Below are 12472 nucleotides of genomic sequence, written 5' to 3'. Positions count from 1 at the left end.
GAGGATTTCGAGCACTGCCCAAATGTAAAATGGCAAATAAAATAGCCCTTTTAATAATATATTTAGTAAGCAATAACGACTTTACCCTGCATATGCCCGCCTGCAACTTGCGCGTGGGCGGCATGCAGGTTTTCCACTGTCAGGCCGTGCAGGGTTTCGCTTAAGGTGCCTGGCAGTTTGCCCTCATCCACCAACTGGCTTACCTGTTTTAAAATTTGCCCTTGTTGGGCGATATCCGGGGTAGAGAACATACTGCGGGTGAACATAAATTCCCAATGCAGGGCGGCACTTTTTAGTTTTAACTGATTCTGATCCAACGGTTCTTCATTCTCAACGATGGTACAGATTTGCCCCAATGGTGCGATGAGCTCACTGATGGCGGGCCAGTGGCCGTCGGTGTCATTCAGGCAAAGAATATAATCAACTTTATCAATACCTTCTTTTGCCAGCTCAGCTTTCAGATGGTGATAATCGACGGTCAAGTCCGCTCCACGTTCACGACACCAGGCGGCTGATGCTGGCCGTGATGCTGTTGCTATCACTTTTAGCGGGCTACGTAATGCCGCCAGGGGAATAGCTAATGAGCCAACCCCGCCCGCTCCCCCGATGATCAATAAACTTTGTCCGGCACTGGCTTGCTGAATTTTTAGATGTTCAAACAGCGCTTCCCACGCAGTTATTGCGGTTAATGGCAATGCTGCGGCCTGCGCCCAGTTGAATGAACGGGGTTTGTGGGCCACGATGCGAGCATCAACCAACTGTTGGTTAGCATTGCTACCGGGGCGGGTGATATCGCCGGCATACCACACTTCATCACCTGCACGGAACTCGGTGACGTTCGTACCGACGCTGATGACCACTCCAGCGGCATCCCAACCCAGAATTCGCGGCTGTTGCAGGCCATTCTTCTTCAGGCCAGCATGTACTTTGGTATCAACCGGATTGATGGACGCGGCTTTAACCTCAACCAGCAAATCAAACGGACCGGGAGTGAGTGGGTCCAGAGCGACTTCAATAAAATCGGTGGGTTGTTGCGGGTTCACCGCAATGGCTTTAACTGACATGGTAATACTCCTGTTTAGCGTATGGATTGAGTCTAGACCTTCTTGGTGGTGGTGATAAGATGGACAATCACTAACCCAGTGTTCGTCTAAGATAAACAATCATGTTTAAACAACTTCAGGATATGGCGCTGTTTGCACGAGTCGCGGAGTGTGGCAGCTTTACCCGCGCCGCTGAAATGGCGGGTTTACCGAAATCCAGTGTCAGCCAGCGCATCAGTCAGTTAGAACAAAACTTAGGTATCCGTTTACTCAATCGAACCACCCGTCAGCTGAACCTGACCTTTGCCGGTGAGCGCTATCTAGTGCATTGTCAGGAGATGCTACAAGCCGCAGAGCGCGCTGATCTGGCGCTGCAACGCCTGAAAGATAACCCCAGTGGCCGCTTGCGCATCTCAACTCCAGCAGGGCTGGGGGCGACTTTACTGGCGCGGTTGGCAACAGATTTCCAGCGGCAATACCCGGATGTGCTGTTGGAAGTGTTAGTCTCGGACACCATGGTAGATTTGGTTGAAGAGGGCTTTGATGTGGCATTGCGCACCGGTAAGCCGCAGGACTCGTCACTGATTGGCCGCCGATTGGGCTATGCGCCACGCTATCTGTTGGCGTCACCCGCCTATCTGGCACAGCATCCGCCACTCACTCATCCAAGGCAGCTGGATACTCACCGCTGCATTGCCCACCGTGCCTGGCAGGCGCTGATTTTACGCCGTGAAGATGAGTTTTACCGCTGGCAGGTACCTGCGCTGCATGTCACTGATAATCTGCTGTATGCCCGTGAATGTGGCCTGGCGGGTGGTGGTATCACCCTATTACCGGCATTTTTAAGCCGTGAAGTGGTGGCAAACCGTCAATTAGTGGAAGTGTTACCACAATGGCAGGCTGAAGGTAATGAGCTGTATCTGGTGTATCCGAGTCGTAAGTTGAACTCACCGGCATTGAGCTGTTTTATTGATGTGGTGATAGGCCATCCGGTATTTGAAGATTATGTGCAGGGGCTGGCAACGTCCTGAAAGATGTGGAGCCAGGCTCCACATCGGGCGAGCTATGCCAAATAGAACACTTCTCGTAGTGCCTGGCTTACCGGGCTGTTATCAGGGTTGGCTGGCATCACATCGGCCATATGTTGCCACCAGCGCTGGCAAATGGCGGTTTGGGCCACGGCATTCCAGCGCTCTTCTGATTCAATTTCGACAAAACCAAATAGCAAATTGCGCGTGTCATCAAGAAAAATTGAATAGTGGTGAGCGCCATGGGCTTTCAGTACCGCTTCCAGTTCAGGCCAGATGGGTGAGTGCCGCCGCTGATATTCTGCATGGGCATCAGGGTTAACCTGCATTACAAAGGCTTTGCGTATCATGATATTACTCCGATCAAAGTGCCTGTAAGTACAGTGCGCGGACTTGATCTCTGTCCGCAGTACGTGGGTTACAAGGAGCACAAGGATCCGCCAGCGCTTTATCTAACCAGCCTTCGATATCACTTTCCTGAATACCTAATCCTGAGAAGCCAACAGGAATGCCAACACGTTGCGACAACTGCCGAATGGCGCTTATCGCTTGATGGCTGGCTTGCTCATCAGTCAACTGCTGAGTATTTACCCCCATGGCTTGTGCTATGCGGGCAAAACGGCTGACTGCCTGTGGGCGGTTATACTCTTCAATAATTGGCAGTAAAATAGCATTGCACACCCCGTGTGGAAGGTTATGGGTCGCACCCGGTTGATGGGCCAGTGCATGCACTAAACCTAGCCCGGCGCTGTTAAATGCCATCCCCGCCAGATACTGGCCGCACGCCATCATTTCACGTGCGTGCAGATTCTTACCGTCATCGACTGCCAGAGGCAGCCATTGGCTGATCAGGCGAATAGATTCAAGTGCTGAATGGTCGGTTAGGGTGTGTGCGCCCAGCGATACATAGGCTTCGATAGCGTGGGTGAGGGCATCCATTCCGGTTGCAGCAGTCACACTGGCAGGAATATTCAACATGACAGAGGGGTCATCGACGGCGATATCAGGAATGATATTGGTATCGATAATGACTTCTTTTACTTGCCGCTGGCTATCAATAATCACTGCATTACTGGTCAGTTCTGCGGCTGTTCCGGCGGTGGTATTGATGGCGACCAGCGGGACACCACTCTGTTTTACTTTACCGACACCAGAGTATGCCGTGGATGGCCCCGGATTGGCGGTCAAAATCTTAACGGCTTTGGCTGTATCGATTGGGCTACCGCCACCAAAAGCTATCAGATAGTCACACTGATGCTGCCTGAAAGCGGCTAATCCTGCCTGTACTAACGCTTCGGTAGGGTTAGGAAATACCTCGCCAAACAAGGCATAAGGTAACTGATGCTGTTGCATCGCAGCGAACAGACCGTCGAGTAGGCCTAGCTCGACCAACTGCCCATCAGTGACAATCAGGGCTTTGCCCCACTGTTTGTCACCGAGTAATTTAACCATATCCTCGATTGCACCTGTGCCGTGCAAGCTGATTTTTGGTAGTGCCAACATAAAGCTCATGCTGTGCTCCTCAAAGAAAGCAGACCAGATAATGACCAGCCCCGGCCTGAACCGGAGCGTTGGTCGAAGGGGTTAAACGTCCAGTGCAGCGGCTAATGGGGTCACGTCAAAACGAGCCGCGAGTGCTATCAGTTGTTCACGAGAAATGGTTTGCTGCTTGCCACCCATCGACAGGACTTTCACCATGATTTCGGCGGATTTCTCGGCGGTATCAATCAGACCAAAGGCATCATCCAGTGTTGGCCCACTGCCGAAAATACCGTGGAACGGCCACAGCACTAGGCTGTGTTCACGCATCTGCTCGGCGGTTTGGCTACCAATACCGTCGGTTCCCGGCACCATCCACGGCACGATGCCGATACCGTCGGGGAACACCACCAGGCACTCGGTGCTGCCCTCCCATAACAATCGAGTGAAGCTGGCATTTTCCAGTTTTTGTACATAACTCAGAGCAATCAGATTGGTGGCATGGCAATGCATGATCACTCGGTTGCTGCCACCACTGACTTGCATGCGAACAATATGAGATTGGAAGTGCGCGGCAAGCTCTGAGGTTGGCAGCCCCCCTTGCGGCAGGCCCCAGTGAATGTGATAAGCCATGCCATCATTGCTGACTTGCAGTAGTACCAGATTGTCTTCTGGGTTTAACTCAACATTGCGGAAAAATTTGCCAGAACCGGTGACTAAGAACCAACTGTTCGCCAGTTCGGGGGCGGGTTGAGTGAGTTCCACGTTACGTGGTTGCGCTGCGAAATCACCACGATAGGGTTCAACCTCTTCAGCCAGTAAGCGCAGGCTGATATTGCCACCGTTACGTTCATCCCACCCTTTGCGCCACATATCGCTGGTGGCTTTAATCATTCCCTGAATAAACCAGGAAGATTGAATAGCTTGCATAATCATGAGTCCTTAACGTTGGCTGAGAGTCTGTTGTTCGTAATCACGTACGGCATTGAGCCAGCGGGCATCGACCGGCACATCGTTGCGCTGACAATACCCTTCCCAGATGGCTTGCCATGGCAGGGATTTCTGTTCTTCCAGCAGCGCCAGGCGTGCGGTGTAGTCACCGCGCAGTTCCAATTGACGTAGCATCTCGGTCGGTTCCAATAAGGCGCGCAGCAAGGCTTTCTTCATGTTGCGAGTGCCAATGACCCAGGCGGCGATACGGTTGATGGAGGCATCAAAGAAGTCGAGACCGATATGCACCCTGTCGAACAGGTCGTGGCGGATAATTTCGTTGGCGATAGCCTGTGTTTCATCATCGAGCAAGACCACATGGTCGCTGTCCCAACGCACCGGACGACTGACATGCAGTAGCAGGCGCGGAACATACAACATGGCGCTAGAGATCTTGTCGGAAATCACCTCAGTCGGGTGGAAGTGACCGGCGTCCAGACACAGTGCGGTTTGGCGGCTGGCGGCATATCCCATGTAAAACTCGTTAGAACCGACGGTGTAGCTTTCAGCCCCAATACCAAACAATTTGCTTTCGACGGCATCAATGTGATGGTTTGGGTTTAACTTTTCACTGATAACCTCATCCAGTGCTGATAGCAGCCGTTGGCGGGGTGCCAAACGGTCGATGGGGGTATCCTTCATGCCATCGGGGATCCAGATATTCATCACCGATGGTGTCCCTAGTTGCTCACCAAAATAGGCAGAGACCCGGCGGCTGGCCTGACAATGTTCAATCCAGAATTGGCGAATTTCAGGGTTAGCATGAGACAGGGTAAAACCATCGGCACTCAGTGGATGAGAGAAGCAGGATGGGTTGAAGTCCAATCCCAGATGATGTTTTTTAGCCCACTCAACCCAGCGGCTAAAGTGGCGTGGCTCAATTTTATTACGCGCCACGGGGGTATCCGATTCGAGATAAATAGCATGTAAATTGAGTCGTTTAGGGCCGGGAATCAATGTTAGGGCCAGTTCGAGGTCAGAACGTAACTCAGTAGCATTACGCGCTTTACCGGGGTAGTTACCGGTGGCCTGAATCCCGCCGGTCAGTACACCATCCGGGTTTTCAAAACCGGTGACGTCATCACCTTGCCAGCAGTGCATGGAGACCGGCAGGGTATCAAGGCGGGCAAGTGCGGCATCAACATCCACGCCGACGGCGGCGAAGCGCTGTTTAGCCAGATCCCAGGCCTGTTCAATAGAGTTCGTCATATGCAAAGTTCCTTAGGTAATTGACTCAGTGACTGGAATTGCGGCCAATGGGCTGCAAAGTCAGTGTTGTCGTGAGGGGATAAAGGGTGGAGTGGGAAGTTATTCGCCACGATGCGGCGGTAGTGAGCAACATCGCTCACCTCTCCCAGTGCAATTAATTGGCTGCCAATATTGCCCAGTGTCGAGGCTTCAACCGGCCCCATAGTGACATTCAGGCCACAGGCATCAGCACAGAGCTGATTAAGGAATTGGTTTTGGCAGCCGCCACCGACGATATGCAAATGGCTGATTGGACGCCCGCGTAACTCTGCCAGTTCTTGGGCAACTTGCCGGTACAACATGGCGAGGCTATCAAAGATACAACGAGCCAGTTGGGCTGCGGTGGTGGGGATTGGCATACCATATTCGCGGCAGGCGTTCTGAATCTCGCCGCACATATTGGCTGGATTAATAAAGCGGCTGTCATTGGGGTTAATCAGCGAGCGGCAAGCTGGTTGGCGTGCCGCCTGTTCGATCAACTGCGGCAGGTCTTTAATCTGCAACTCATCAGTGGCCCGTTGCAGTAACCACAAACCCATAATATTTTTCAGTACCCGGTAGCGGCTTTCAGCGCCACCTTCATTGGTGATATTGCTGGCCAGCGCCTGCCCATGGGTTATGGGGGTGGGGCTTTCAAACCCCATCAATGACCAGGTACCGGAGCTAAGATAGGCAGCATCCGCATCAATCAAGGGTGCGGCAAGTACCGCGCTGGCAGTATCGTGGCTGGCAACGGCAATGACCGGCACCTGCTGGCCGCTGGCGCCTGGCCAATAGCCGATGGTATTGCCAGGTTTAGTGGGCTTGGCAAACCAATGGGCCGGTACCCCGGCATAGGCTAATAGATCGCTATCCCAATCATTGGTTTCAATATTAAGTAACTGGGTGGTAGTGGCATTGGTGTATTCCCAGTTAAGCTGGCCAGTAAGGCGATAGTGCAAATAGTCCGGGATCAGTAACAGATGGGCGACATCGGCCAACAAATACGGTTGCTGTTCGCTTAATGCCCGTAATTGATACAAGGTATTGAACGGTAAAAATTGAATACCGGTACGGCGATAAATGGCACTGCTTCCCAGCGTTTGTTGCGCTTGCTCCATCACACCCTGCGTACGACTGTCGCGGTAGGAGACTGGCTGTCCGACCCGTTTCCCTTGCTTATCAAGCAAAACAAAATCAACACCCCAGCTATCAATTCCAATGCTGTCGAGCTGAATCCCTTCGCTATCGAGCTGATTCAGGCCCTGACGGATTGATTGTTCAATAGCATCGATATCCCAGACATCGGTACCATCAATAGATTTAATCTGATTAGCAAAGCGGCAAACTTCTCGCAGCTCAAGTTGCGGTTGGCTGGGATGATAACTCGCCAGCATCACGCGCCCGCTGGATGCGCCAAGGTCAATGGCGACTATGTGCCGGGGGCTGATAGATGGTGTTACTGCTGATTGTGTGGGCATGATTAGCGGCCTGTCATTTCTCAATGCCCACAGTGTAGAAACTTGCCTTACCTACCACCTTCTCATCACTGCCAGCCGCTATGGCTTGCTGGCAAAATGACGAAAGTGAAAGTGAAACAGCTCACAGTTTCGTATTTAAACAGGGCATCGCTCGCCTGTGACCCTGCGCATACTTTTCAACATTGCTGCACTTATCTAAAAAAAATCACCGCCAAAGTCGCTTTTAACGTCAAAAATTGAAGGTTTCATTACCGCTGCTGCTTTTACTATCGAGAGCTGAAGCAGGGCGATTTCGCCATGCCTGTTGAAAGAGGGCAAAAGATGACTGTCTTGCACAGTATTGATTTTTTCTCTTCAAGTTCTGCATCGGTCGCAATTGAAGCCCGGGAACCACAACCCGCATTTCCTGAGCATCATCATGATTTTTATGAAATTATTATTGTTGAGCAGGGGGCCGGGGTCCATGTGTTTAATGGCAACCCCTACACCTTAAGCGGAGGGTGTGTTTGTTTTGTCCGTGACCATGATCGTCACCTGTTTGAGTCAACCGACGGTTTGTTCCTCACCAACGTCTTATTCCGTGCGCCCGATGCTTTTCGTTTCTTGTCTGGCGTAGAACATTTTCTGCCACGTGAAACTGAAGGGGTTTACCCCTCTCATTGGCGGATTAATGGACAGGTTTTACAGCAAGTAAAACACTTGATTCGCTGCCTTGAGCACTCGCCTCACAGCGAGCAAGCTGAAGATATCGCACTACATGAAAGTGTGTTTATGCAGTTGTTGGTGCAACTGTGGCAAGGGTGTCGGGCGCAGGTGGGTGAGGATCAGGAAGGGCGGTTATGCCAATTATTAGACTGGCTACAGAACCACTACAGTGAGGTAATTGAGTGGCCGGAACTGGCTGATCGCTTTGCTTTACCATTACGCACCCTCCATCGGCAGTTAAAAAACCAGACCGGCATGACCCCACAACGTTATCTGACGCGTTTGCGTTTGCTACAGGCGCGTCATCAATTGTATTACAGCGATAATAGCGTTACCGAGATTGCCTACCAATGTGGTTTTGGTGACAGCAATCATTTTTCAACGCTGTTTAAGCGGGAGTTTTCTCAGTCTCCCCGTGATTTGCGCAGTCAACTGTAGTGCAACCCGTGGAGGCGTGAATAGCATCACGGTAAAAATCGGTAGTTTCATGATAATGAGCTGCTTATTAATTGACCTGTAAATATAGGGCGATAAACATGCGGATACCACTGCGGTTAGAAAGCCGGGATTATTTGCCATCGGAGCAGATGCCGGTGGCGGTAACCAACCGATACCCGCAGGAAGTCTTCGCAGAGCATACCCATCAATTCTGCGAGATTGTGATTGTCTGGCGGGGTAACGGGTTACATGTCCTAAATGATCATCCTTACCGCATTACCTGTGGCGACGTTTTTTATATTCAAGCCACAGATCATCATAGCTACGAATCCGTGCATGACTTGGTATTAGATAACATTATTTATTGCCCGGAACGGTTACACCTAAATGCACAGTGGCATAAGTTATTACCTCTATTTGGGCATGAGCAGAATCAAGGATACTGGCGGTTAACCACGCAGGGCATGGCACAGGCTCGGCCGATTATTCATCAGTTGGCACAGGAGTCACGTAAGACAGATTCCTGGTCGATACAATTGACGGAAGCGCTATTATTGCAACTCGCCATCGTACTAAAACGCCATCGCTACCGAGCTGAACAGGCACATCTATTGCCCGATGGTGAACAGCTAGATCTCGTGATGTCTGCCGTACAACAAAGCCTGGCAACGCATTTTGATATGGCGGAGTTCTGCCATAAAAATCAGTTAGTTGAACGTTCACTTAAACAACTGTTTCGCCAACAGACCGGAATGAGTATCAGCCATTATTTACGCCAAATTCGCCTTTGTCATGCCAAATGTTTGCTGCGGGGAAGTGAGCATCGCATCAGTGATATTGCTGCACGTTGCGGGTTTGAGGACAGTAATTATTTCTCTGCCGTTTTTACGCGTGAAGCTGGCATGACACCACGCGACTATCGCCAGCGTTTTGTTCGAGCACCGTTATTCGCGGGTAAGAATAGGCGGGAAGCAGAACAGCCTCAGGGTACAACCATCATTTAGCGATGCCAATTGGCGAGGACGTTGCTTAACGTCACCCGCCAATACCATTTTATCTTTAGTTTTGCGATTATGCTGCCATACCCAAACCGACTATATTTGCTGCCAGAATGATCACCAGACAACCAATACACAGCACCGTCACTGGTTTCTTGCTTGAGCATTTCCACTCTTTGAGTAACAGACCCACAATACCACCACACAACACATAGAAACTCATGTGCAGCATCCAGCTCATATAGTCATACTGTGGTGGGATTTTGGCGTGACCCCAAGCATAGAAGAAGAATTGCAGATACCACATCAATCCCCCCAAGGTTGAGAACAAAATATTAGTGATCAACAGCGGCTTGGCGATAGAAAAATCGGCTTTGACCGACAAATTCTTGAGGCTGGCTAAACGAATAAAACAGTAACTCAGGTTGATGATGGCCCCACCGCCCATGATGATGACGTAACTTGGTAACGCTACATACAGAGGGTTAATCCCTAATGCGCTGGCGGCTTCATGCATCGGTTTCGCGGCATCCATGGCAAATGACATACCGGCTGAGAAAATACCGCACATCACCGCCAGAATAAGCCCTTTCTTCAGGTTGAACTCTTCCGCCTGAATGCCCATGGCGCGTTCTTTCAGTAATCCAGCGTAACTGACAATAGCTACCCCGATCAGTGCCACGACGACACCCAGCAGGGTCATTCGGCCGCCAGCAGTGCCGAGTAGTACATCAAAGCGCCCTTGCAGTATGGGGGTCATTAATGTGCCGATAATCAGGGTGATACCGATGGCAATCCCAATCCCCATCGACATGCCGAGGTAACGCATGGTCAGGCCGTAGTTGATATTACCAATCCCCCACATGGCACCGAACAGAAATACTGGCAGTAGGGTTGCTATACTGAAGGAGCCGTAATATTGCCAAAAATCAGGCAATAACAAATAGCTGACCGTCCACGGTAGAATAAGCCATGACACCAGGCCACCAATCGACCACATGGTCTCCCATGACCACTTTTTAACTTGCTTAAACGGCGCGTAGAAACACGCCGCACTGGCAGCGCCCACCAGATGCCAAATTATCCCCAATATAATCGCATTGTTCATCTTATTATCCTTCGTTGTGATGGTGCGGGTAGGCGCAGAACCAGAAGGGCGCATAAACCGCTGATGACGAAGGAGTCTAAATAGTGTGCAGTCTTGTCACCTTCGGCTGACTGCCTTAGGACAAGGAATACTGGCAAAATTCAGTGGGTAAGAATGATAACGATCACAGAATGGAATTCTGGTGGTTGGCGGCTTGTTGGGGGGAGAGAATCGCCGGAGTATTCGGCTCATTTGATGAGCCGAATAGCGGCTTTAATCGGCTCACGTGATGAGCCGATGTCATATTACTTGGTCATCTTCTTATACTTGATACGGTGTGGTTCCAGTGCTTCGGCACCCAGAGTGCGTTTCTTCCACTCTTCGTATTCAGTAAAGTTACCTTCGAAGAACGCCACTTTGCCCTCATCCTGATAGTCGATGATATGGGTAGCAATTCGGTCAAGGAACCAACGGTCATGGGAAATAACCATCGCGCAACCCGGGAATTCCAGTAAGGCGTTTTCCAGTGCGCGCAGCGTTTCGATATCCAGATCGTTAGTCGGTTCATCGAGCAGCAACATGTTACCGCCAACCTGTAGCAGTTTGGCCAAATGGATACGGCCGCGCTCACCACCGGACAGCTCACCCACACGCTTGCCCTGATCAATCCCTTTAAAGTTAAAGCGGCCTACATAAGCACGGCTTGGAATTTCAAAGTTACCAATCTTCATGATGTCCTGACCGCCGGAGACTTCTTCCCATACGGTTTTGCTGTCGTCCATGTTGTCACGGAACTGATCAACCGATGCCAATTGCACGGTATCGCCCAGTGAAATCGTGCCAGAATCAGGTTGTTCCTGCCCAGATAACATGCGGAACAGGGTTGATTTACCGGCCCCGTTTGGCCCGATGATCCCCACAATCGCCCCTTTCGGCAGCGCAAAGGTCAGATCATCAATCAGCAGACGGTCACCGTAAGACTTGCTCAGGTGCTCAACTTCCAGCACTTTGTCGCCCAACCGTGGACCCGGCGGAATGAACAATTCACTGGTTTCATTACGTTTTTGATACTCAACGCTGTTAAGTTCTTCAAAGCGGGCCAGACGTGCTTTACCTTTCGCCTGACGGCCTTTTGGATTCTGACGAACCCACTCCAGCTCTTTCTCAATAGACTTGCGACGTGCGGCTTCGGAAGAGGCTTCCAGTGCCAGACGAGCATCTTTCTGCTCCAGCCATGAAGAGTAATTGCCTTCCCACGGAATGCCTTCGCCACGGTCCAGTTCCAGAATCCAACCCGCCACATTATCAAGGAAGTAACGGTCATGGGTAATGGCGACAACAGTGCCCTCATAGTCGTGCAAGAAGCGCTCCAGCCAAGCCACGGATTCGGCATCCAAGTGGTTAGTGGGTTCATCCAGCAACAACATATCGGGTTTTTCCAGCAGCAGGCGGCAAATTGCCACGCGACGACGTTCACCACCGGACAGATTGGCAATTTTGGCCTCCCACGGTGGCAGGCGCAGAGCATCGGCAGCACGCTCTAACTGGTTATCCAGGTTATGGCCATCATGAGACTGGATAATCGCTTCCAGCTCGCCTTGTTCCTTCGCCAGCTTATCAAAATCAGCATCAGGATCGGCGTACAGTGCATAAACCTCATCCAGACGGGTCAGCGCGCGTTTAACGTCACCCACCGCCTCTTCAACCGACTCACGCACGGTTTGCTCAAGATTTAGCTTAGGTTCCTGCGGTAGGTAACCAATTTTGATACCAGGCTGCGGGCGGGCTTCGCCTTCAATATCAGTGTCAATGCCAGCCATGATACGCAGTAGAGTAGATTTACCCGAGCCGTTAAGGCCCAGCACACCAATTTTGGCCCCAGGGAAGAAACTCAAGGAGATGTTTTTCAGAATATGACGTTTCGGCGGAACGACTTTGCCGACACGATGCATAGAATAGACGTATTGAGCCACGTTGCGTCTGCCTCTCTAGATCA

The 12472-nt window shown here is 51.1% G+C and carries 12 protein-coding genes; 4 read left to right on the top strand and 8 right to left on the bottom strand.

Annotated features, from left to right (window positions below; all coding sequences use genetic code 11):
* Positions 1-62: 62 nt before the first annotated feature.
* Positions 63-1064 carry a zinc-binding alcohol dehydrogenase family protein gene (locus V1955_RS18955; protein WP_420072912.1) on the bottom strand — a complete coding sequence of 334 codons (1002 nt, stop codon included), beginning with the start codon at positions 1062-1064 and terminating at the stop codon, positions 63-65.
* Between the two features lie 101 nt (positions 1065-1165).
* On the opposite strand from V1955_RS18955, the gene V1955_RS18950 reads away from it, so the two are divergent.
* Positions 1166-2074 carry a LysR family transcriptional regulator gene (locus V1955_RS18950; RefSeq protein WP_372568645.1) on the top strand — a complete coding sequence of 303 codons (909 nt, stop codon included), beginning with the start codon at positions 1166-1168 and terminating at the stop codon, positions 2072-2074.
* 32 nt (positions 2075-2106) lie between these two features.
* Here V1955_RS18950 and rhaM read toward each other — a convergent pair whose 3' ends face one another.
* The 5 genes from rhaM to rhaB form a co-directional block, all read right to left on the bottom strand.
* On the bottom strand, positions 2107-2421 hold the full coding sequence (rhaM, locus tag V1955_RS18945) for an L-rhamnose mutarotase (RefSeq protein WP_083160673.1): 315 nt from the start codon (positions 2419-2421) through the stop codon (positions 2107-2109).
* Between the two features lie 13 nt (positions 2422-2434).
* The gene (fucO, locus tag V1955_RS18940; protein ID WP_442821275.1) at positions 2435-3583 is read right to left on the bottom strand and encodes a lactaldehyde reductase; all 1149 of its coding nucleotides are present in this window, start codon (positions 3581-3583) and stop codon (positions 2435-2437) included.
* 72 nt (positions 3584-3655) lie between these two features.
* Positions 3656-4480, bottom strand: coding sequence for a rhamnulose-1-phosphate aldolase (gene rhaD, locus V1955_RS18935; RefSeq protein ID WP_083160669.1), 825 nt, complete (start codon positions 4478-4480; stop codon positions 3656-3658).
* Positions 4481-4492: 12 nt separating this feature from the next.
* Positions 4493-5749, bottom strand: coding sequence for an L-rhamnose isomerase (locus tag V1955_RS18930; protein WP_442821274.1), 1257 nt, complete (start codon positions 5747-5749; stop codon positions 4493-4495).
* Positions 5746-7203 carry a rhamnulokinase gene (rhaB, locus tag V1955_RS18925; protein WP_442821460.1) on the bottom strand — a complete coding sequence of 486 codons (1458 nt, stop codon included), beginning with the start codon at positions 7201-7203 and terminating at the stop codon, positions 5746-5748. Before rhaB ends, V1955_RS18930 begins: the two co-directional genes overlap by 4 nt.
* On the opposite strand from rhaB, the gene V1955_RS18920 reads away from it, so the two are divergent.
* The 3 genes from V1955_RS18920 to rhaR all read left to right on the top strand — a co-directional run bounded on the left by V1955_RS18920 (position 7193) and on the right by rhaR (position 9395).
* A complete protein-coding gene (locus V1955_RS18920) occupies positions 7193-7348 on the top strand; it encodes a phosphoribosylaminoimidazole synthetase (protein ID WP_102970476.1) in 156 nt (51 codons plus the stop codon). The genes rhaB and V1955_RS18920 overlap by 11 nt on opposite strands.
* Positions 7349-7569: 221 nt before the next feature.
* On the top strand, positions 7570-8391 hold the full coding sequence (rhaS, locus tag V1955_RS18915; protein ID WP_083160665.1) for an HTH-type transcriptional activator RhaS: 822 nt from the start codon (positions 7570-7572) through the stop codon (positions 8389-8391).
* 98 nt (positions 8392-8489) lie between these two features.
* Positions 8490-9395 (top strand): HTH-type transcriptional activator RhaR, encoded by a 906-nt coding sequence (gene rhaR / locus V1955_RS18910; protein WP_083160663.1) that lies wholly within the window; start codon positions 8490-8492, stop codon positions 9393-9395.
* A gap of 67 nt (positions 9396-9462) precedes the next feature.
* Here the strand turns inward: rhaR and rhaT are convergent, their stop codons facing one another.
* Together rhaT and ettA are read right to left on the bottom strand one after the other, a co-directional pair.
* Entirely contained in the window at positions 9463-10497 is a 1035-nt protein-coding gene (rhaT, locus tag V1955_RS18905; protein WP_442821273.1) for an L-rhamnose/proton symporter RhaT, read from the bottom strand.
* Positions 10498-10781: 284 nt separating this feature from the next.
* Positions 10782-12449, bottom strand: coding sequence for an energy-dependent translational throttle protein EttA (gene ettA / locus V1955_RS18900; protein ID WP_083160659.1), 1668 nt, complete (start codon positions 12447-12449; stop codon positions 10782-10784).
* Positions 12450-12472: the final 23 nt, after the last annotated feature.

The sequence above is a fragment of the Yersinia sp. 2545 StPb PI genome (assembly GCF_052217125.1).
Taxonomy (GTDB): domain Bacteria; phylum Pseudomonadota; class Gammaproteobacteria; order Enterobacterales; family Enterobacteriaceae; genus Yersinia; species Yersinia enterocolitica_E.
The sequence above is the reverse complement of the archived record's forward strand: the minus strand, read 5'-3'. Positions and strand labels throughout refer to the sequence as shown.